Origin of the sequence: Nostoc sp. NMS9 (assembly GCF_017114995.1) — a bacterium.
Taxonomy (GTDB): domain Bacteria; phylum Cyanobacteriota; class Cyanobacteriia; order Cyanobacteriales; family Nostocaceae; genus Nostoc.
Genome location: NZ_JABXKL010000083.1, coordinates 111,612 through 131,532, shown reverse-complemented (window position 1 = coordinate 131,532; position 19,921 = coordinate 111,612). Strand labels below are relative to the sequence as shown.

General features: G+C 43.1%; 19 protein-coding genes and 2 tRNA genes. 12 read left to right on the top strand and 9 right to left on the bottom strand.

Features of this window, described 5'->3' with window-relative positions; all coding sequences use genetic code 11:
* Positions 1 to 226: 226 nt before the first annotated feature.
* Positions 227 to 1,027 carry a histidine kinase gene (locus tag HWQ40_RS26930; RefSeq protein ID WP_292784146.1) on the bottom strand — a complete coding sequence of 267 codons (801 nt, stop codon included), beginning with the start codon at positions 1,025 to 1,027 and terminating at the stop codon, positions 227 to 229.
* A 191-nt stretch (positions 1,028 to 1,218) separates the two neighbouring features.
* On the opposite strand from HWQ40_RS26930, the gene HWQ40_RS26925 reads away from it, so the two are divergent.
* From HWQ40_RS26925 to HWQ40_RS26910, 4 genes are all read left to right on the top strand, one after another.
* Entirely contained in the window at positions 1,219 to 1,443 is a 225-nt protein-coding gene (locus tag HWQ40_RS26925; protein ID WP_292784144.1) for a hypothetical protein, read from the top strand.
* Between the two features lie 55 nt (positions 1,444 to 1,498).
* Positions 1,499 to 1,834, top strand: a complete 336-nt coding sequence (gene petJ / locus HWQ40_RS26920; RefSeq protein WP_292784142.1) for a cytochrome c6 PetJ — start codon at positions 1,499 to 1,501, stop codon at positions 1,832 to 1,834.
* Positions 1,835 to 2,030: 196 nt separating this feature from the next.
* Entirely contained in the window at positions 2,031 to 3,050 is a 1,020-nt protein-coding gene (locus HWQ40_RS26915) for an aldo/keto reductase (protein WP_292784139.1), read from the top strand.
* 58 nt (positions 3,051 to 3,108) lie between these two features.
* Complete coding sequence (locus HWQ40_RS26910; RefSeq protein ID WP_292784136.1) at positions 3,109 to 6,816, top strand: tetratricopeptide repeat protein; 3,708 nt, start codon at positions 3,109 to 3,111, stop codon at positions 6,814 to 6,816.
* A gap of 39 nt (positions 6,817 to 6,855) precedes the next feature.
* Here HWQ40_RS26910 and HWQ40_RS26905 read toward each other — a convergent pair whose 3' ends face one another.
* Positions 6,856 to 7,050 carry a DUF433 domain-containing protein gene (locus HWQ40_RS26905; RefSeq protein WP_292784133.1) on the bottom strand — a complete coding sequence of 65 codons (195 nt, stop codon included), beginning with the start codon at positions 7,048 to 7,050 and terminating at the stop codon, positions 6,856 to 6,858.
* A gap of 152 nt (positions 7,051 to 7,202) precedes the next feature.
* Here HWQ40_RS26905 and HWQ40_RS26900 point away from each other — a divergent pair, with 152 nt between their 5' ends.
* From HWQ40_RS26900 to HWQ40_RS26890, 3 genes are all read left to right on the top strand, one after another.
* Positions 7,203 to 7,424 carry a DUF433 domain-containing protein gene (locus HWQ40_RS26900; protein ID WP_292784131.1) on the top strand — a complete coding sequence of 74 codons (222 nt, stop codon included), beginning with the start codon at positions 7,203 to 7,205 and terminating at the stop codon, positions 7,422 to 7,424.
* Positions 7,408 to 7,743: a DUF5615 family PIN-like protein gene (locus tag HWQ40_RS26895; protein ID WP_292784130.1), complete on the top strand. Its 336-nt coding sequence runs from the start codon at positions 7,408 to 7,410 to the stop codon at positions 7,741 to 7,743. The genes HWQ40_RS26900 and HWQ40_RS26895 overlap by 17 nt, the downstream gene beginning before the upstream one ends.
* An 84-nt stretch (positions 7,744 to 7,827) precedes the next feature.
* Positions 7,828 to 8,076, top strand: coding sequence for a hypothetical protein (locus tag HWQ40_RS26890; protein WP_292784129.1), 249 nt, complete (start codon positions 7,828 to 7,830; stop codon positions 8,074 to 8,076).
* 471 nt (positions 8,077 to 8,547) lie between these two features.
* Here the strand turns inward: HWQ40_RS26890 and HWQ40_RS26885 are convergent, their stop codons facing one another.
* Entirely contained in the window at positions 8,548 to 9,021 is a 474-nt protein-coding gene (locus HWQ40_RS26885; protein ID WP_292784128.1) for a DUF4385 domain-containing protein, read from the bottom strand.
* 75 nt (positions 9,022 to 9,096) lie between these two features.
* Here HWQ40_RS26885 and HWQ40_RS26880 point away from each other — a divergent pair, with 75 nt between their 5' ends.
* The 3 genes from HWQ40_RS26880 to HWQ40_RS26870 all read left to right on the top strand — a co-directional run bounded on the left by HWQ40_RS26880 (position 9,097) and on the right by HWQ40_RS26870 (position 12,160).
* Positions 9,097 to 9,549, top strand: a complete 453-nt coding sequence (locus HWQ40_RS26880) for a VOC family protein (RefSeq protein ID WP_292784127.1) — start codon at positions 9,097 to 9,099, stop codon at positions 9,547 to 9,549.
* A 573-nt stretch (positions 9,550 to 10,122) separates the two neighbouring features.
* Positions 10,123 to 11,703, top strand: coding sequence for a reverse transcriptase domain-containing protein (locus HWQ40_RS26875; protein WP_292784126.1), 1,581 nt, complete (start codon positions 10,123 to 10,125; stop codon positions 11,701 to 11,703).
* 160 nt (positions 11,704 to 11,863) lie between these two features.
* Complete coding sequence (locus HWQ40_RS26870; protein ID WP_292784125.1) at positions 11,864 to 12,160, top strand: hypothetical protein; 297 nt, start codon at positions 11,864 to 11,866, stop codon at positions 12,158 to 12,160.
* A gap of 38 nt (positions 12,161 to 12,198) precedes the next feature.
* Here the strand turns inward: HWQ40_RS26870 and HWQ40_RS26865 are convergent, their stop codons facing one another.
* A complete protein-coding gene (locus HWQ40_RS26865; protein ID WP_292784123.1) occupies positions 12,199 to 12,912 on the bottom strand; it encodes a Uma2 family endonuclease in 714 nt (237 codons plus the stop codon).
* A 450-nt stretch (positions 12,913 to 13,362) separates the two neighbouring features.
* Between HWQ40_RS26865 and HWQ40_RS26860 the strand changes: the two genes are divergently transcribed.
* A tRNA-Ala gene (locus HWQ40_RS26860) sits at positions 13,363 to 13,435 on the top strand.
* A 473-nt stretch (positions 13,436 to 13,908) separates the two neighbouring features.
* Here HWQ40_RS26860 and HWQ40_RS26855 read toward each other — a convergent pair.
* The 4 genes from HWQ40_RS26855 to HWQ40_RS26840 form a co-directional block, all read right to left on the bottom strand.
* A complete protein-coding gene (locus HWQ40_RS26855; RefSeq protein WP_292784121.1) occupies positions 13,909 to 14,916 on the bottom strand; it encodes an aldo/keto reductase in 1,008 nt (335 codons plus the stop codon).
* Between the two features lie 241 nt (positions 14,917 to 15,157).
* On the bottom strand, positions 15,158 to 16,564 hold the full coding sequence (locus HWQ40_RS26850) for a 1-acyl-sn-glycerol-3-phosphate acyltransferase (RefSeq protein ID WP_292784119.1): 1,407 nt from the start codon (positions 16,562 to 16,564) through the stop codon (positions 15,158 to 15,160).
* A 166-nt stretch (positions 16,565 to 16,730) separates the two neighbouring features.
* Positions 16,731 to 17,177, bottom strand: a complete 447-nt coding sequence (locus tag HWQ40_RS26845; RefSeq protein ID WP_292784117.1) for a DUF2127 domain-containing protein — start codon at positions 17,175 to 17,177, stop codon at positions 16,731 to 16,733.
* Positions 17,178 to 17,337: 160 nt separating this feature from the next.
* Positions 17,338 to 17,410: transfer RNA gene (locus HWQ40_RS26840), tRNA-Ala, on the bottom strand.
* A gap of 71 nt (positions 17,411 to 17,481) precedes the next feature.
* On the opposite strand from HWQ40_RS26840, the gene HWQ40_RS26835 reads away from it, so the two are divergent.
* Complete coding sequence (locus tag HWQ40_RS26835) at positions 17,482 to 18,396, top strand: rhodanese-related sulfurtransferase (protein ID WP_292784115.1); 915 nt, start codon at positions 17,482 to 17,484, stop codon at positions 18,394 to 18,396.
* Positions 18,397 to 18,411: 15 nt separating this feature from the next.
* Here HWQ40_RS26835 and HWQ40_RS26830 read toward each other — a convergent pair whose 3' ends face one another.
* On the bottom strand, positions 18,412 to 19,911 hold the full coding sequence (locus HWQ40_RS26830; protein WP_292784113.1) for a hybrid sensor histidine kinase/response regulator: 1,500 nt from the start codon (positions 19,909 to 19,911) through the stop codon (positions 18,412 to 18,414).
* Positions 19,912 to 19,921: the final 10 nt, after the last annotated feature.

The window sequence follows — 19,921 nt, the reverse complement described above, 5'->3', positions numbered from 1 at the left end:
GTGCAATAGTAAAGCCCTTATCTCCCAATCTCCCAATCCCTTCTCCCCAAATTGGGAGAAGGGGAGCTAATTTCAAAGTTTTCAAACAAAGTCCCTCTCCCCAGCTGGGGAGAGGAATTTAGGGTAAGGGCTTTTGATAAAAATTTAATGAAAACTACTGTTTCAACAAAAGTAGGGTGAGAATTTCCCACCCTACTTTTGTAAGTCAATTAAACGTTAAAACAGTCTATTTATGAATAGTCTCCCGCTCTTTATCAGCAGGTTGCTTATCTTTGAACAAGTCAGCTGCTGTTAAAAGTAACTGCCTCAACGTTTGTTTGATTTGGCGCTCTTTTCTTGCTAAAGATGTACCAGCTTCACCTAATTGCTCTTCTAGTTGCGATCGCTTCTGTTCTACCTGTACAGCCATAGACTCTGCTTGGGGACGAGCTTTATCATACCAGTGTTTAGCCTCGTCTAGATAATCTTGAACTTCCATATTACGTCCGCCGTAGCGTGCAGCCATATTAGCTCGGACAATGGCTAGCTGTGCTTGCAGTTGCGCGTAACGCTTCTTTAATAATCCTACTTCTTCACTATCTTTAATTGCATTGACAGCAGAATCAATTGCAGTTTTGGTACTCGCAGGTTTTTCCTTACCTGTCTCTTCAATCTCTGCCAAAATTACATCAACCTCTTGCTGGAGTTGTTCTTCTTCACCATCTAGTTGAGCCTGTAGCCGCTTGATATCTGTCTGAGTTTTAGCAATACTTTCGTGTCTTTGACTATTAATTCCTTCCAACGCTCCTTCAATGGAAGCTGTCACTTCATCTTTGAGTTCGCTACCTTTTTCTTGGAAGTTTTCAACTACAGCAGAAACTGCATCTTTCACAATGCTACGAACTTCACTAGAACCTTGTTTAAATTCAGAAGCTACTTGAGAAACTGCGGATTTTACTATTTCTCGAATCCGCTCAGTTCTTAATTGTCCAGTTTCTTTTGCTTGTTGTAAGTCGGCTTGAATTTGTTGCTTGATATTGTTAGGCATTTTCAACTCTTGGAATTTAACTAATTTGGATAAAATTTTCTAGAGATGTTCCTACCTCAACATTATGGCGTAGCCTGATTAAGCTAGGCACTTCCTTTAGATAGAAAATTCCAACCCCAAAGAGGTGATGTGTAAGATGTTGCCCATTTATGAGATGATGAATATTTGTTGGTAGTAATTGGGAGTTAAATATGTGGCAAGTAAATATTACTTGTTCGGGTGATGCCTGGAAACTCTATGGTGTTGATTTTAAAGCGATCGCAGAGAAATATCAAGGTGAATTGATTGGTTCCAAAAAAATGCCAGATGGTACGCGCATCATGTCTTATAAAATTGAGGATGTTAGTGATGCAGAAGCTTTTCAAGAAGATTGTGCAAATTTTGCCGGATTTACAACTGACTTTGAATCCCTCTAGTATTGGTTCTGATACTTATGCCTGTAACTAGTATGTCCAAATCTGGAGAAGTTAATTGAAAAAACTACTTACATTAGTATTAGTAACGTTTTTGTTATTAATCAGTACTTTTACTTTGCCTGTTAGTGCAGCAGACACAGTTAACGGTGAACAAATATTTAGCGTTCATTGTGCTGGTTGTCATATCGACGGCAGCAACATCATCAGGCGAGGTAAAAATCTCAAAAAGCCAGCCCTGAAAAAGTATGGCATGGATTCAATAGAGGCAGTTACATCTATAGTTACCAATGGTAAAAATAATATGTCAGCCTACAAGGAACGCCTCAATGAACAACAAATTCAAGATGTTGCTGCTTACGTCCTCGAACAAGCTGAAAAAGGCTGGCGTTAAAAAGTTAGGAGTTGGGAGTTAGAAGTTAGGAGTTAAGACTTTAGCCGTTATTAACTCTAGCAGTCCTAAATCATTCATAATAAAGTAGAAAAGTTAAAAAGGCTGTAAAAACCCCCTTGTCAACTCACTAATTATTAACTCTTCTCACTCCTAACTCCTAACTCCTAACTTCTCACTCCTCACTCATAAATTGAAAATGAACTTACCCGCAGCTAGTCGTCTCCAATTTACTCCCGATTTGAACATCTGCCGCATATTAAATGGGATGTGGCAAGTCTCTGGCGGACACGGACGGATAAATCCCCAAGCCGCTATTGAGACTATGTTCAAATATATAGATGCTGGCTTTACTACTTGGGATTTAGCAGATCATTATGGCCCCGCAGAAGATTTTATTGGTGAGTTTCGCTGTCAACTAATTGATACTCGTGGGAAAGATGCTTTATCTCAGGTGCAAGCTTTTACAAAATGGGTACCTCGTCCAGGCAAGATGACGAAAAAACTCGTCGAGGAAAATATTGATATTTCCTTGAGAAGGATGAATGTACAATCGTTAGATTTGATGCAATTTCACTGGTGGGAATATCAGGATAAAAATTATCTGGATGCCCTCAAATATATGGCAGAACTTCAGACTGAGGGTAAAATTAAGCATCTAGGTTTAACTAATTTTGATACGGAAAACTTGAAGATTATTACTGAAGCAGGTATCAAAATTGTTTCTAACCAAGTGCAATTTTCCCTTATTGACCGCCGTCCTGAAGTTAATATGGTGGACTTTTGTCAACAGCATGATATAAAGCTTTTTAGTTACGGTACACTGTGCGGCGGTTTGTTATCAGAAAACTATTTAGGTAAACCGGAACCACGAGGATTTGATTTATCTACTGCTAGTTTGAAAAAATATAAAAATATGATTGATGCTTGGGGTGGTTGGCGATTATTTCAAGAGTTGCTGGCTATCTTGAAGGAAATTGCTAATAAGCATGGGGTAAGCATTTCTAACGTAGCAGTACGTTACATTTTAGATCAGCCAACTGTGGGCGGTGTGATAGTTGGTGCCAGACTTGGAGTATCTGAACATATAGAAGATAACGCCAAAGTATTTAGTTTTAGTTTAGATGCAGACGATCGCGATCGCATCAATGCAGTATCTCGCCAATCACGCGATTTGTACCAGCTAATCGGCGATTGTGGCGACGAATATCGGCGATAATTTCGGGAAAAAGGTGATAATACGGTGAAGGTTACTGTGGAAACTACTGCTGTCAGCCATGCCCCTAAACTTCACCTTCGCCCTCAGTCAACAGCAAACTTTTGAACTGCGCTGTAATTATGGCTTACGTCGCCTGGATAAAACGGAGTTGGCAGCGCTGATTGATTTGTGTGAGCAAAATTATTATGCTCAACAAAGAGATCGCCTACCCTATCTCACCCAGTTGGGACGGCAACTTTATCAATGGCTGGATGGTAATGAGGGATGGCTGAGAAAGGCGCTGAATGATGCGGATGAGCAAACGATTTATCTAGATTTGATTCAAACCAGCGAAGCGCAGGGGTTGAACCCCCAAACAGAACGGCTAGCGTTGGGATTGGCACATCTGCCTTGGGAATTGCTATATGCTAATGCAGGGTTTTTACTAGAACGCGAGGATATTTCCGTCTTACTAGTGCGTTCTGTGCAGCAGCGTCAAACCCCAGTGATTGGCGTGCAAAATCGCCCATTGCGGTTGCTGTTCATGGCGACTTCTCCTGAAGATCCCAGAGTTCCACCACTAGGGTTTGAGCAGGAAGAAGCGAACATTTTGCAAGCAACTAAAGAGCAGCCTTTGGCGTTGATTGTCGAGGAAAGTGGCTCGGTTGTAGAGTTAGCCAATTTGGTGAAATCCTACCCAGAAGACTATTTTGATGTCTTTCACCTCACAGGACACGGGATAATTTATACCCAAAAAGGCTACGGCTATTTACTGCCAAAAGGTGCAACACTGCCAGACAATACCCCCTGCTTCATCACTGAGGATGAGGTGGGGAATTTGCAACTTACTACCGTCAATGATTTAGCTAAAGCCTTTCGGGGACGTTGGCCGCGTGTAACTTTTCTCTCTGGTTGTCATACCGGACAGGTTCCTAACAAAGGGACAGTACCCTCGATGGCGCAGGCATTGGTGAAGGCGGGGGCAGGTATAGTTTTAGGCTGGGCGCGTCCGGTGTTTGACCGCACGGGTATTGTAGCGGCACAGACACTTTATCAAGCTTTGGCGACGGGGGCAACTGTTGAAGAAGCAGTCAAAGCAGCGCAGCAGGAGATGATTGACCAAGAATGCACCGACTGGCATCTGTTGCGGATGTATCGGGATACGCGCCCCATTAACCAACTGGTGACAGCGCTGAGAACAAGAAATCGTGAAAAGCTGAAGTTGACAGCGCCAGAGCAAGAATTTCTCGATGAGAATAATCAAGTTAAAGTTGCCAGTCGGTTTGAATTTGTCGGACGCAGGCGGCATTTGCAACGGTGTCTCAAGGCATTGCGGGAAACTAGCGATCAAATTGGTGTGTTTATTGCGGGGATGGGGGGACTGGGTAAAAGTAGCTTGGCGGCGCGGTTATGTACACGGGTGGAAGTGCAGCGTTCTAACTTTGCGCGAGTTGTGTTGATTGGGCCTCTGGATGAAATAGGTTTGCTGAATAAGCTTTCTAATAAGTTTGAGCGGTTTGCACATGTGCCTGCACTTTTGAATGAACCAAAGGTGTCTCTTAAAGGGCGGTTGCAAAACTTTTTTGAGGCGATTGAAAAGGAACACAACCAACCTTTGCTGCTGGTGCTGGATGATTTTGAGCAGAATATCTCCACAGCTAATATTGAAGATGGTTCACTGCGGATGACGGCAGATGCTTACGAAATTTTAGGAGCGATTTGTGCGGCATTGGCAGAAAACGGGGCAGAAAGTCGGCTGATTGTCACCTGTCGCTATTTGAAAGAAGACACTTTGCCACCTCATCGCCTACATTTGGAATCTTTAGCAGGGATGAGCAGCAGTGATATTGATAAAATCTGCTTTCCCTTAGATAAAGAAGTTAGGCAGCAGTTAAGAAGTCAGCGAATTATTCACATTGCTGATGGTAATCCCCGGTTGCTGAAGTGGCTGTTGGAGGTAATTCAGCAACCAGGACTAGCGGCGGATGAACTGCTGAGTCGCCTAGAAGATACTGAGGATAAGTTCCTTCGCGAAAATATCTTGGCACAAACTCTGCTGGATGCTTTGGAACCGGAAGAACAAAAGTTTCTTGCACGGTTGAGTGTGTTTCACTTGCCCGTTACTGTTGAAATCATCAATGCTATTTCCCCCTCTGCCTCTTTTCTGCAAAAGCTAACCAGCCTCAGTCTAGTTGAGTCTGCCACTACTCATCCCATGCAGCCAGCTAATTACCGGATGACGACAATTTTAGAATCGTTGCTAGAAAAAGTGTTGATTCAGGAAGAATGGCAAACAACGCGACAGCAAGCGGTGAGGAAAATCCATCAAGTTTGGTGGGAGGAGTCTAAGCAAAAAATGGAAGCGCAAGCACTGGAAATTCTACGTTTGGGGCTGCTGGCAAAAGAGCAGAAGATTGCTGTCAGCATTGGGCATGGGATTGCAACCTATTGGCTAAACAATTCCCGCTTTGTGGAAGCTTTTGATTTATGTGAGCAAGTTCTGGCAGTTTTTCAAGACTACCGCATCTTGAGAACCATCGCCCATGCCGAATATGTTTTGGGTTTTGTGCAAGAGGCTGTTGCCCATTATCAGAAAGCTTTAGACCTTTGCCCTGAAGAGGAATTACAAGAAAAAGCCACTATCCTCAACAATATAGCTAGTGTAATCGCCGACCAATGGGACATACCTAGAGTAATCGCACTCTGGGAGCAATCCTTGGAAATATTTGAGCAGATTGGTGATGTCAAAGGTAAAGCCACTATCCTCAACAACATAGCATTGGTAATCGTCCAACAAGGAGACATACCTAGAGCGATGGCACTCTGGGAGCAATCCTTAGAAATATCTGAGCAGATTGGCGATGTCAAAGGTAAAGCCACTACCCTCAACAACATGGCACAGGTATTCGCCCAACAAGGGGGCATACCTAGAGCGATCACACTCTGGGAACAATCCTTGGAAATATTTGAGCAGATTGGCGATGTCAAAAGTAAAGCCACTACCCTCAACAACATGGCACTGGTAATCGCCCAACAAGGAGACATACCTAGAGGGATCGCACTCTGGGAACAATCCTTGGAAATAAAGGATCAAATTGGCGATGTCAAAGGTAAAGCCGCTACCTTGGGCAACATAGCACAGGTAATCGCCGACCAAGGGGATATAGCTAGAGCGATCGCACTCTGGGAGCAAGACTTGGAAATATCTGAGCAGATTGGCGATGTTAAAGGTAAGGCTGCTACCCTCAACAACATGGCTTCTCTTGCAGGTAAAACTGGAGATAAAGTTAGGCAATTAGAGCTAAATCTGCAAGCTGTTTCAGCACTTACACAGGTTCGTGCATACAGTGATTTGGTAACAGTTTTGAGTAATTTAGGTGTAGCAGATGAAAGCAACGGTTTGGTTTACCTAGCTCAAGCAATCTGGTTGACGCTGAGAATTCAAACTTCCTTAGCACAAACCATTCAGTTAATCCGTGTTTTCTATAATAGAATCCCTCAAGGTGATGAACTAGAAGCTTTACTAGGAGCAACGGCAATTTTCTTTTGCAACGACCGAGGTGAAGGTCATCCCCAGTTAGAGGAATTTCAAGGGCATAGTTTGACGATGATATCAGGGGCGGCTGGTAGGCAAGGAATTGAGACGCAGGAAGCATTTAATACTTGGTTTGTTCAGCAACGGCTGAATGAGCCAGAATATTTCCTTTCCCGACTCAATCAACGCCTAGAGGAAATAGTCGGCGATGGGTGGTTGTTTGACCGCAGTCAAGTTTCAATGGGTGAATAAAGGGAAATGCGATTACAATTACACCGTAAAGTCAAAAATTCACTCTGCTGTAAAAGCAAATACCGCCCTTAGTGCTTCTGAGGTAAGAGTAGGATAGTTTTCTAGCACTTGTTGTTCTGTCCACCCCGCAGCAAACAAACCCAATAAGAACTCTACAGATAAACGAGTTCCTTTGACAATCGGCTTACCCAGCAAAATTTTGGGGTCTGAATGAATGTACTGTCGCCAGTCCATATTTTGTACTCTGACTAAGCTACAGCTATTGTTGCACAGTATGATTTTGGTTGGCTTGGTGAGGGGGAGATGCGATCGCGTTACTCTGAAATTAATTGGCGACAATGTAACCAGCTTATGCAATGCTTCAATATCACACTGCCAGATGCGATATGGAATCTCAACTAATACAAACTTCTCCCGACATCCTTTCTGGTACACCAGTTTTCTATGGAACTCGCGTACCAGTACAAACATTGGTTGATTATCTCGAAGCAAGTGATCGCCTCGATGACTTTCTAGAAGATTTTCCCACTGTGAGCCGCGCACAGGCAACAGCATTTCTCAAGCTAGCTCTGAAAACGGTATTATCTTCTTATGAAAGTGCTGCTTGATGAATGCCTACCTAAGAAATTAAAGCCAGAAATCACAGGTCATCAGGTTGTGACTGTACCAGAGCAAGGATGGGCAAGTAAAAAGAATGGTGAGTTATTGCGACTAGCGAAGACAAAGTTTGATGTATTCATCACCATTGATCAAAACTTAACAGCTCAACAAAATTTGAATAATATTGACCTAGCTATAATCGTTCTCGCATCTCCCAGCAATCGTTTAGAAGTTCTAAAACCTCTGATGCCTAAAGTTCAAGAAGCTTTAGTAACGATTCAACCAGGTGATGTGGTTACTATCAGACTGCCAGATGCGATCACTTAGGCAACTATGATTATTATTGGATTTCTGAGTGAGGAAATACGATCGCGTTAATCTTAAATTAATCGGCCACAATATAACCAGCTTATGCAATCCTTCAATATTACACTGCCAGATGCGATCGCTAATGCTCTCAATGCCTATATCAAAGATCAGAAAGTTTCTATACCTGCTAATGTCGTTACAGAAATTGCTTTAGAAGATTTCCTTTGCCAACGTGGCTATTTACCTCCACGAAAGCAAGGTCTATCTCTTACTCCTGCACCAAAGGGAAGTGGATTTAAATATACATCGGTAAATCACGATAAAATTCTAGCTGAACAAGCGTTTTCATAGTCATTACCACTAAACACACCTTGAGAGCCGTATTTAGTAATACTGGGCATGATTATTTTTGGATTGCTGAGAGAAAAGATGCGATCGCATTACTCTTAATTAATCAGCGACAATGTAAAAAGTTTCTGAAATCAGTCCTCTAGATTCGTTCACGAGTATAAAAGACTCGTCGGCGAGTATCAAAGACTCATTCACGAGTCTAAAAGACTCGTCAGCGAGAATCAAAGACTCATTCACGAGTCTAAAAGACTCGTCGGCGAGAATCAAAGACTCATTCACGAGTATCAAAGACTCGTCAGCGAGTATCAAAGACTCATTCACGAGTATCAAAGACTCGTCGGCGAGTATTAAAGACTCGTTCACGAGTATCAAAGACTCATTAGCTGTTTGGTAAGGTGCGTTAGCTGTTGCTAACGTACCAAAAATATCTTGGAGGGTGCGTTAGCAAGGTAACGCACCCTACGAAAGTTACTAATCTACTTCATACATCTGTTTATGTTTGACTAAAAGCTTTTGATATTTCTCGTTTGTCTTTGCTTCTACCCACTTGGCTTTAAATATTGCTGCTGATTCCGCTTTCACTGGGTCTACTTCATAGGGAAGAATTTCTTTTTTGGAACCTGAAGTTTCCGAATTTTGTTTATATTTCCTGCCGCTTTTATGATTAGCATAACGGCGAGAGCGAGTATAGCCCATTTGGATAAACTTCCTTGCCATATCTGCACCAACAAAATCATCTTTCTCTAAATAATCAAGAAAAATCTCGTAGATTTTTTCACTCGACTCTCTAGCAATATCTGGAGTTTTGAACCGCCAGTAAGGAAGAATTTCTGATTTGTATGGTTCTACCAAAAGTACACCCTGCTCACCCTTGCCAACACGATAGAGTTCAGGATGTTGGCGAAAATCAATATTTTTAAAGTCTAAAGAATAATCAAAAGCCATGATAGATTTTTATTAGGAATAGTAAACTTTAAAAAAAAGTTCAACTTCTATCTAAGTATTGAGATTTTGTTGATTATGCTATCTAGCACCCAATCCCTGAACAGTGTTATTGCGCCAGGAAGTCTGCGTAGAGTACATCACATTGCCCTCAACGTCAAGGATATGCAAGCCTCGCGCTATTTTTATGGCACAATCCTGGGTTTGCACGAACTCACAGGCGACGAAGTACCCGCAACCCTAGTGGAACTAGTCGCATCTGGGAAAGTAGCCAACTTCATCACTCCCGATGGTACAATTCTAGATTTATTTGGGGAACCAGAATTATCTCCACCAAATCCGAATCCAGAAAAGACGTTCACTAGAGCGTATCATCTAGCCTTTGACATCGATCCGCAGTTATTTGATCGCGCGGTGGCAGTGATCAGAGAAAATAAAATAGCGATCGCACATGGCCCAGTCACTCGTCCTACTGGTAGAGGAGTGTATTTTTACGATCCGTGCGATTCGTTGATTAGTGAATCACGGTAATCAGCCCGTAAATAACTAATCCAGCCCGACAGCAGATTACTGTCATAAAAGGCTGAACTCTCGGTCAGATGCAAGTGCAAGTCTTGCCATTCAGACTCAGAATTGACTCCTTATCTGCCCACACCGAACAAGCTCGGTTCTTGTAGAGTGAAGCTGGGAACAGGGCGCAATCAGACGACCGTTGCGGGTTGACACTGGCGCTAACAGGGAGTTCCTATGATGAAAACGAGCCTAAAAAAGCGACTTAGGAAAAGGCAGGGCGCAACTAAAAACCCTGACCTCACTGGAGTTCATTCCCGCCGAATATGGCATCGAATAGCGGCAAAGAGTCTAGGGAATCCAGTAGTCGAACTGGCTACATCTAACGGAACAACGCCACATGCTACAACGGGGAGAACCCCCGCAACGCAGTGGCTCATCAATCTCTCCGAGGGAACGAATAAAAACGAACTGTGGGTCTAGGGGCAGTCGAACCCCAAGTAGCCCAGACGAGAGGAGGAATCCCCACAATTCGGGTAGGACAGACCGTAATTGGTCTGAGGTGTTCAGAATACACTAACCAGAGAAGAGAAAATGATTAGACACAGTTACAAAACTAGTGAATCTTGGAAAGCCCTACCGTGGAAGAAATTCCGCCGAAATCTTTTCCGCCTTCAAAAGCGCGTGTACAAAGCTGTTCAAGTTGGAGACAAGCGGAAAGCACGGTTACTCCAAAAGCTTATTCTAAAATCCACCTCGGCTCGATTTCTTGCAATAAGACAAGTATCTCAGCTAAACGCTGGTAAGAAAACGGCTGGTATAGATGGTAAGAAATCCCTCTCATTTGAAGAACGCTTCAACCTTGAAGAACTACTGAAAATGAATAATGGAAATTGGAAGCATCAAGGACTACGGGAAATCCCCATCCCTAAGAAGGACGGGACAACCAGAGTGCTTAAAATACCAACCATTGCAGATAGAGCTTGGCAATGCCTCGCAAAATACGCACTCGAACCAGCACACGAAGCCACATTTCACGCTAGAAGCTACGGATTTAGAACTGGGCGCTCTGCCCACGATGCACAAAAGTACATCTTCACTAACCTACGCTCTCAAAGCAATGGAATAGAAAAACGAGTCATAGAACTCGATATCGAAAAATGCTTCGACAGGATTAACCACTCAACAATAATGGACGAACTCATCGCACCAAAAGGCTTAAAACTCGGTATATTCCGATGCCTTAAGGCAGGAGTCAACCCAGAATTCCCTGAACAGGGTACACCTCAAGGGGGAGTAGTTAGTCCACTATTAGCAAATATTGCACTCAACGGAATCGAAAGTATACACAGATATCATACTCAGTACAAAGAAGGTAGAAAATTAACACCTAAAACATCGACATACAAAATCGTCGAACCTTCAGTACGATACGCAGATGATATGGTTATTATACTCCGACCCGAAGACGATGCGACAGAGATACTTGAAAGAATCAGCGAGTTCCTCCGCAAACGCGGAATGAATGTAAGCCAAAAGAAAACCAAAATTACCGCCGCGACAGATGGATTTGATTTCCTTGGCTGGAATTTCAAAGTTCAAAGCAACGGAAAATTTAGAAGTACTCCCTCAGTGGATAACTTCAAAGCGTTCCGTAAGAAAGTAAAAAACATCGTCAACAACTCGAATTATGGTTCTACCACAAAAGCTAAGAGATTAGCCCCGGTAGTTAGAGGTTGGAGAAATTACCACAAGTTCTGTAAGATGGATGGTTCCAGGAATACCCTATACCACATCCAAAAAAGAGCTTATACGGTGTTCAACAAAGAAACTAAACAAAATCGCCACTCTAGCATAAAACTAATAGAGAAAGCATTCCCAAAAGTTTCCTACTCCGAAAATAAACACAATCCAGTCACAGGAACTAAATCACCCTATGACGGAGATACATCCTACTGGAGCGAACGCAACAGTAAACTTTATTTCGGTGATACCTCTAAAGCACTTAAAAAGCAAAACTATAGATGTGCCTCCTGCGGATTAAAATTTATCGATGATGAACGGATTCATCTGCATCACATCGACGAAAACCATTCCAATTGGAAGACAAACAATCTAGAAGCAATTCATGAGAGTTGCCACGATTACAAGCACATGAGCAAAAGCGCAAGCTGAGAACATCGGAAGCTGGGTGCGGTGAAAGTCGCACGCCCAGATTTAACTGAGAGGTGCGGGAGATAATACTCCCCATCGACTCAAACAGATGGCTTTATGATTGAAATTCGTTGCGATCCAGAAGCTAGTTAACTTAGGGGTAATAACAAAAGTATCTACTATGACCGCTAAACTCACGCAAATATTTAAAGTAATTGAAGACACAATCACAAAACCGCCAATTCCACACGAACCATACAAGCAATCATTGAAAGCCTGGGCGATATATTGTTTGCGAGATAAAGGTTTTATAGTCGCTTATGCTCAAAATGCCGACTTTGCCATTGAAAGAAAACGTGAAGAAAAGCTATATTTTAAAGTTTCAAACAGTCCCGAAGATTTAGATAATTCTCTTAACTGGATTGTTTGGGATAGTGTAACCAAAAGCGCCAGTCTCATTCCTCAAAAAATAGACTGATGCCAAAATATTTGTCAAATATTTTCCTGATTCTGTAACTATTCTGACTTCTGAATTCTGACTCCTGAATTCTGACTAGACAACTGCTGCACAAATATTTGATGTTCTGACGAATTTAATCCCAACTGCAATACAGCCAATACTTGCTGCATATTGCCAGCAAGTAAATCGGACATTGATAACCACAAACCAGGAAATACTTGACTTTTGATAATTCCATCTGCGTCCACTTCTAAGGATATATATTCTCCTTGTTGCAGGCTAAACCAATCTAATTTGTTTTCAAATATTTGCCAAACAATATATTCTTTTACTCCATTACGACCATAAACTTTTTTCTTGTCATGTAAATCAATAGCAACACTGCTAGCTGCTATCTCTATTACCAGTTCTGGCGCACCTTCGATGTAATCATCACCACTCAAACGAGATTGTCCTTGAGATGTTGGTGTGATTAATAGCACTCCATCTGGTTGCGGTTCATTGTCTCGATCTAAACGGACTGTTGGCTCAATTCCCAATCTTACACCAGGGGTTGATGCTTCATAAACTCCCAACCAAGTGATTGTATGACCATGTGGTTCCGCATGACTTTCAAAGCGCAATGGGGATGCCAAGTATACAACTCCTTCAATTAATTCTGCCTTTTGATGACGGGGCATTGCTTGATAGCGTCGCTCAAATTCGTAGCAAGTGAGGCGATCGCCATTTTCTAAATGAGGAATTCGCTGCTTGAGTGATAGGTTGACCATGATTTTCTGCTCTAGCAAGGAGTCTTACTGTATTATGACTTGTGCAAATCACCTCGGATGAGCAATTCCCGCATCAGCAACCCTCCACCTCCAACTCTCGCCCATCGCGGGTCCTGTGCGTCAATCGCTCTCCTAAATAGCCAGGGCTTCTCGCTTTCTCCTTTCTCTCTTTCTGCTTAATATGTTCGTCAAGAATTCGATAAACCGATTGGTGGCTAGGGTGTTCACTTAATGGTAATCAGAAATACTTATCTTTAAATTTAGCTGACACTGCTGAAAATAGAGTAGTTGTTGAAATTAAGGCACATCAAGCTGAATTAGACATACTGTCTGGTATATAACTTAATATAGTTATCTTGACTTAACTTGCATAAACTTGCATAATAATTAAGCTAATACAATTTATAGAACTAATTAGTAAGCTTTTTAAGCTTACCTACTAAGGGTTCTGGGGTTATAGCGCAGTTGGTAGCGCACCTCAATGGCATTGAGGGGGTCAGCGGTTCGAATCCGCTTAGCTCCATTATTAAAACCTAATTACTCAAAACCTGTTATTTGCGACAACAAGCACTAGTACAGCACGGCGTAAATAAACCACCCATTCCAAATCAACGAAACGCTTACGCTGTATTCATTTTGAATTTTGAATTTTGAATTTTGAATTCCGCCTTGCGGTACTAGTTGTCCAAAAAGATCACTTTATGCTTGTTGTTCTCAAAGGACAACTAATGCTTGTCAATTGTCGCACAATGGAGAGGGAGAGGAAAGCAAGGAAAAGCGTAGAAGAAATGATTGCTCGATGGCTCGAAGTGGCGGCGCGCGTAACTGAACACCACCTCATGCCCCGCACGGGCGAAGAGCGTCCCGAATTTGCCACCCATCAATCCCGAACCTAGAATGCCAACTCGCATACTGCTCTCCCTCCTCTATCGCTGCCAGCTATCTGCCTTGCTTAGTGAGCTACGGAATGCAACCAGAGAACACATTTTTTGCCGCTCAACGACCGGTCATTTGCTCCAGCTTTTCGGGGTACCGAGCCCCTTGTACCGTGATCTTGGAGGCGGCGTCATCAATGTCACGCAGATCGTCGGGCGTGAGTTCGACTGAGACTGCCCCAATGTTTTCGTCCAAGCGATGCAACTTCGTAGTGCCTGGGATCGGAACAATCCACGGCTTCTGGGCCAGCAGCCAAGCAAGCGCGATCTGAGCAGGTGTCGCCTTCTTTTGTTCTGCGATGCTTCCGAGCAGATTAATCAGGGCCTGATTCGCCTTGAGAGCTAGGGGCGTGAAGCGAGGCAGGGTGCTGCGGAAGTCGGAGCTGTCAAAGGTCGCGTTTTCGTCGATCTTGCCAGTGAGAAAGCCCTTGCCCAGCGGGCTGTATGGGACAAAGCCGATTCCAAGTTCCTCAAGGGTCGGTATCACTTCCTTCTCAGGAGTCCTCGTCCACAGCGAGTATTCGCTCTGGAGAGCAGTGACCGGCTGAACCGCGTGCGCGCGACGGATCGTTTGCACTCCTGCTTCAGAGAGTCCAAAGTGCTTAACCTTACCTGACTGAATCAGTTCCTTCACCGCTCCTGCCACGTCTTCGATCGGCACGTTCGGGTCAACCCGGTGCTGATAGAGCAGGTCGATTGTCTCGACCTTGAGTCGCTTGAGTGAACCCTCCACGGCCTGCTTGATGTGCTCCGGCCGGCTATTCAGTCCGGGCGCACCCTTCATCCCGCGAGGATCGAAATTAGGACTCAGGTCGAACCCGAATTTGGTGGCAATGACCACTTGCCCACGGAAGGGAGCGAGGGCTTCGCCCACAAGCTCTTCGTTGGTGAACGGACCGTAGACCTCGGCGGTGTCAAAGAATGTAACGCCGCGTTCGACGGCGGCCCCCAGAAGAGCGGTCATCTCCTGCGTGTCTTTGGGCGGGCCATAAGAAAAGCTCATTCCCATGCAGCCAAGCCCGATAGCCGAGACTTCCAGATTACTGTTTCCAAGTTTGCGCTTCTGCATTTTTTGAACTCCTGTTTTTAAGTTAAAGGTCAGAACTGTCTTGCTCTACGATTAGGTCTGGTATTGTTCGTCGCTGACCTTTTCCATCCAGTCGGCGGTCTTGCTGTCGAGCTGTTCCTGAATAGCGATGTGCGTCATAGCCTGGAATTTTTGCATAGCATTACATGATAACAATAATTATTCTCATAATGATCATTGCTGTTCCAAACAAAATTCAAGCGAAAAAGTCTTAGAATTTCTGTTATTTAATCATCTTCTCTAAAGCGATTTGCAAATCTTGTGTCAAATCGCTCACAGCCTGTCTAGACGCTTGGCGATCGCCCTGACAATTTTTGAAGCGTTCTGTAACTGAAATTGGCTCCCCCACAGTGATTTGTGCCTGTCGCAAACCTAACCGAGGTCGCCCCGGAAGTGTTGTATCCTGAATTCTAGAAAGCATATCGAATAAAAGCAAAGCTGTTTCTGCAAACCGTTCCGCCGTCGGTTGTTCCTGAATATAAGTAGCTGTGACTGCAACAAAACTTTCGACTATCCGCATGTGCCGCATTCGCAAGTCGGCTTCTTCAGCAATCCAATCTGCTAAACCGCGTTTGAAGGGTGCTAAAGCATTGATATCTGGCAAATCGTCTCGGTAAATGTAACTCCAGCCAGCCTCTTCTAAACGGCGACAGCGGTCAATAAAATTACCCTGCCCTTGAACTTCAAAATATTGTTCGGTAACTTGTAAAGCCTTATCTAGTAACCGATGGAGTCGGGCAATTAATACTTGATTAGCACTAGCAGATTCATCAGTTGAGATGCTTTTTGGAATGTCTTGATGATAGAAGCGACGATAAAAGTCTTCCATTTCAGTAATCAAATATTCAGCCAACCGACAGAGGCGTTGATAGTAAATCTCTTCGCTATTGCCCAAATCAATTTCCAAAACTTTCAAGCCACTATCAGCTTCTAACTTACTCAACAGCCAATCCAGTTTAGACCAAGGTGGCTCAACGTAGCGATACTGGATAGCGATCGGTACAACGATCACAGTCTCAGAACGGTTAGCTTTTTCTAAGTCTTCTACACACCAGAACCCCATTTGAGCAACGCCAGGTTCTAAAGGGCTAACAATGCCACTATGACCATTAGTACCGCCTTCCGGTGCCACTGCGATCGGAAGTTCGCCATTAGCAAACAACTCCCTTGCATTTTGGATAGCTTGCCGATCTAGTCGCCTACCGCGACGAACCGGCACACCTCCCAGCAGAGAGAACAGCCAACCTAGCCACTTTCCAGCCCAAACTGTCATACCTCGGTCATAAAGAAAATAGCTGTGAACCAGGGATTTTAGTGTAATACCTTTTTGACGAGCAACTTGTGGCACAATCCGAGAAAGCAAATACAGCATACAGAGGGGATCTTCCACCTCTGGGTGGCGAAATGCCAACAAAAAGCGAATTTTTCCAACCTGAAATTGTTGATAGAGTTCAGCTAATACTTCAACATTCTTGGCTTCAATCTTGACAATCCCAGCCGGTAGCCAGGGGCGAGTACGAAACCGTAGTGCGATCGGCAGTAACCACCGAAAAATCTGGAGTACCAGCGGATTCAACCGTTGGGGAATAAATTTCAGTGGTGGTTGAGTAGACTGAATCGATCTAGGCAAGTCGCTCTCCAGATTGTATTTCTAGCGATTGTACAACGTGGGGTCTTGGTTTTGCGTAAACCCTGAGCCTTTTGTGGTCTAGCTTTTTAATCACTACGTTTCGCTCTCTTGGTTCCTCAGCACTCCTTAACTTTTCAACGATAGACCCTAAGTATCGAATCAAAAATTAGTTGGGATGTTTAGGAAAATTTCGGAATAAATAGCCAAATACAGCTAAATTTAACAGAAAAACTAATGTTTTGAGCGGAGATATTCCCCGAATTAATTCATAAATCTCTGGTGGAATACTGATACCGACAAGTCCCAATACCAAGACATGTGCCCAACGCTTCTCGTACCATAAACCAACGGCTTCAATAGCAGTAACAATAGCATAGATTCCGGTTCCAATGCCGCTAAATGCAAGAGTTCTAGGATTTAAGTTAACAACTTTCTTTAAAAGCCAATCAATAATTATCGATTTACCTTCTAAAACATAATTTTCTGAAAACGCCTCTAGAGTTTGATAATTTTTTAATGTCAATAATAAAGCGATCGAAGTAACCATAAGCAGCAAGGCGGCAAATGATTTGTAGAGAACAATTGCCACTAACCCCAATGGACGCTTTTCCAAATAACCCCCTAAGTATAAATAAGTCAAGTTTTTAACTATTCAAAATACGTTAGTACTATCATCAAATCAGAGTTTACCTCCTTATCCAGAGATTCCTCTAACTCAGTACGGCTTTGAATTAGTGCAATGGATGCAATCCCATTTAATCAAACATTTCCAATGGAGGTTAGCGGACTCGAACCGCTGACATCCTGCTTGCAAAGCAGGCGCTCTACCAACTGAGCTAAACCCCCATAAACTTAAAATAGTAGATAACTTTGATTACCGTTGTTATTGTAACTTATATTGTTCTATTACCAAAGGGATGAAGCCAGAAAATATCCAAGTTGTCGTAGCACTGTATAAATTTGTTAAGCTACCAGATTTTGCCGAGAAACGAGATCCTCTGCTATCTTACTGTCAAGCGCAAGGTGTCAAGGGGACGATTTTGCTGGCACTTGAAGGGATTAACGGTACAATTGCCGGTTCGCGTCAGGCGATTGACTCAGTTCTCTGGTTTCTGCGTTATGACCCCCGTCTAGCAGACTTAGAATCCAAAGAGTCTTATACCGAAACCCCACCCTTTGAGCGGATGAAGGTACGGTTGAAGCAAGAAATTGTCACTTTGGGGTTGCCAGAAATCGACCCAAATGAGCAAGTTGGTATTTATGTCAATCCCCAAGAATGGAATGATTTAATTTCCAATCCAGAAGTAACCGTGATTGACACGCGCAATGATTATGAGGTGAATATCGGTACTTTCCAAGGGGCAGAAAATCCTCAAACTGAATCATTCCGCGAATTTCCAGATTATGTGCGCCACCATCTCGACCCAACTAAACACAAAAAGATTGCTCTCTTTTGTACAGGCGGTATTCGCTGTGAAAAAGCCTCATCCTTCATGCTTGCCCAAGGCTTTGCAGAAGTCTATCATCTCAAAGGCGGTATTCTTAAGTATTTGCAGGAAGTTCCAGCACAAGAAAGTTTATGGGAAGGAGAATGTTTTGTTTTTGATGAGCGGGTAGCCGTTAGTCATGGGTTGGAGAAAGGAAGTTATGAGTTGTGCCTCTGTTGTGGGCGGCCGATTTCTGAGGAAGATAAAGCATCTCCCAAATATGAGCAAGGTATCTCCTGTCCCTATTGTTTTGATAGCCTCACCGAAGAGAAAAGAGCGCGTCAGCAGGAAAAATGGCGCCACTACCAAACTCAAGTTGGTAACAAAAATCAGGATGTAAGTTGAAGAAGAATTTATAACTCATAATTCGGAATTTAAGGGCAAAATTACTGTAAATTTAGTACCAACTCCAACTTCACTTGTAACACTGATTTGACCCCTATGAGCATCGACGCACCTTTTAACGATTACTAACCCCAATCCAGTACCCTGAATTGATTTGACATTTGAGGCTCGGTAGAATGATTCAAACAGTCGAGCTTGGTCTGGTTCGGGAATACCCATACCTCGATCTTGAATATAAAAAGTTGCTACTTTCTCAATTGGGTCGCATATTAAATCAAACTGAATCTTGCCACCTTGGGGAGAATATTTAACCGCATTTGAGAGAAGATTTGCAAATAGGTAATGTAAGAGTCCTTCATCCATTACAGCAGACGTATTCTCACTATGACAGGTAAAAGCAATTTCACACACGCTGCTTTTAACCATCAAAAAATCTTCGATTAACTCTCGACAAAATTGCTCTAGGTTAAGAGGAGCAGGGTTGTATATGAGTTTTTCTGCTTCCGCTCGACCCATAAACAGCACTTCTTCCATGAGTTTTTCCATAGATTGCACAGCACCTTGAATTCGTTTTAAATAGATGCTTCTTTTTGTATCTGTCAAATTTGCTCCTTGCATTTCCATGAGTTCTACTGCCGTTTGGACAACAGTCAGAGGATTACGGAACTCATGAGATACAGTAGAGATAAATAGGGACTTGAGACGGTTAAGTTCTTGCTCCTTCTCTAATGCTTGCTCTAGCAATTTTGTTTGGTGTCGTTCGCTAAGATCCCAAAAAACAACTACTACACCATTTATCTGGTCAGTTCCTCGCTTCAGTGGTGAAGCACTATCGCCAATCGGAATTCTTTTGCCATTTTTTGTAATTAGAGATGTGAATTCTCCTAAATAAACAACCTGTTGCTCACGCAGCACTTTTGTCACTGGATTTTCTAATGTAGCCTCTGTCACTTCATCGACAATATGAAAAATCTTCGCCGCCTCATTTCCTAAAGCATCTTTTTGCTGCCAGCCGGTCAACGCTTCAGCTGCGGGATTCATGAATGTCATCTTTCCCTGCTCATTAGTAGCGATTACAGCATCACTCATTGAGTTTAAAAGGGTTGCTAACTGATCTCGATTTTCCCGGAGTTCACGTTCTAACTGGTGCTTTAAAAGACCGATCTCGATCGCGATTTTTAAATCTTTTGTAGTAAATGGTTTAACGATGTATCCGAAAGGTTGGGTAATTTTGGCTCTTTCTAAAGTATGATCGTCGCCATAAGCGGTTAAATAAATTATAGGTACATCTAACTGCTCGCGAATCTGACTGGCGGTAGCAATACCGTCCATATCACCTTTAAGAATAATATCCATTAATACTAGTTCTGGTTGAGTTTCCGATGCCTTGGCAATGGCAACTTTTCCAGATGAAGCTGTGCCCGTAACAATGTATCCTAGTTGACTGAGTTGACTAGCAATAGTTCTAGCCACAATCACTTCATCTTCAACGACTAAAATCCTAGCTTGACCCATTTGATATTTA

Bases quoted from the DNA above. Each gene is read 5' to 3' on its own strand.
- HWQ40_RS26865 (WP_292784123.1), bottom strand. From the start codon at position 12,912: ATGGTCAACCTATCACTCAAGCAGCGAATTCCTCATTTAGAAAATGGC.
- HWQ40_RS26880 (WP_292784127.1), top strand. From the start codon at position 9,097: ATGCTATCTAGCACCCAATCCCTGAACAGTGTTATTGCGCCAGGAAGT.
- HWQ40_RS26870 (WP_292784125.1), top strand. From the start codon at position 11,864: ATGACCGCTAAACTCACGCAAATATTTAAAGTAATTGAAGACACAATC.
- HWQ40_RS26890 (WP_292784129.1), top strand. From the start codon at position 7,828: ATGCAATCCTTCAATATTACACTGCCAGATGCGATCGCTAATGCTCTC.
- HWQ40_RS26885 (WP_292784128.1), bottom strand. From the start codon at position 9,021: ATGGCTTTTGATTATTCTTTAGACTTTAAAAATATTGATTTTCGCCAA.
- HWQ40_RS26930 (WP_292784146.1), bottom strand. From the start codon at position 1,027: ATGCCTAACAATATCAAGCAACAAATTCAAGCCGACTTACAACAAGCA.
- HWQ40_RS26875 (WP_292784126.1), top strand. From the start codon at position 10,123: ATGATTAGACACAGTTACAAAACTAGTGAATCTTGGAAAGCCCTACCG.
- HWQ40_RS26910 (WP_292784136.1), top strand. From the start codon at position 3,109: ATGCCCCTAAACTTCACCTTCGCCCTCAGTCAACAGCAAACTTTTGAA.
- HWQ40_RS26925 (WP_292784144.1), top strand. From the start codon at position 1,219: ATGTGGCAAGTAAATATTACTTGTTCGGGTGATGCCTGGAAACTCTAT.
- HWQ40_RS26830 (WP_292784113.1), bottom strand. From the start codon at position 19,911: ATGGGTCAAGCTAGGATTTTAGTCGTTGAAGATGAAGTGATTGTGGCT.
- HWQ40_RS26835 (WP_292784115.1), top strand. From the start codon at position 17,482: ATGAAGCCAGAAAATATCCAAGTTGTCGTAGCACTGTATAAATTTGTT.
- HWQ40_RS26895 (WP_292784130.1), top strand. From the start codon at position 7,408: ATGAAAGTGCTGCTTGATGAATGCCTACCTAAGAAATTAAAGCCAGAA.
- HWQ40_RS26905 (WP_292784133.1), bottom strand. From the start codon at position 7,050: ATGGACTGGCGACAGTACATTCATTCAGACCCCAAAATTTTGCTGGGT.
- HWQ40_RS26915 (WP_292784139.1), top strand. From the start codon at position 2,031: ATGAACTTACCCGCAGCTAGTCGTCTCCAATTTACTCCCGATTTGAAC.
- HWQ40_RS26855 (WP_292784121.1), bottom strand. From the start codon at position 14,916: ATGCAGAAGCGCAAACTTGGAAACAGTAATCTGGAAGTCTCGGCTATC.
- HWQ40_RS26900 (WP_292784131.1), top strand. From the start codon at position 7,203: ATGGAATCTCAACTAATACAAACTTCTCCCGACATCCTTTCTGGTACA.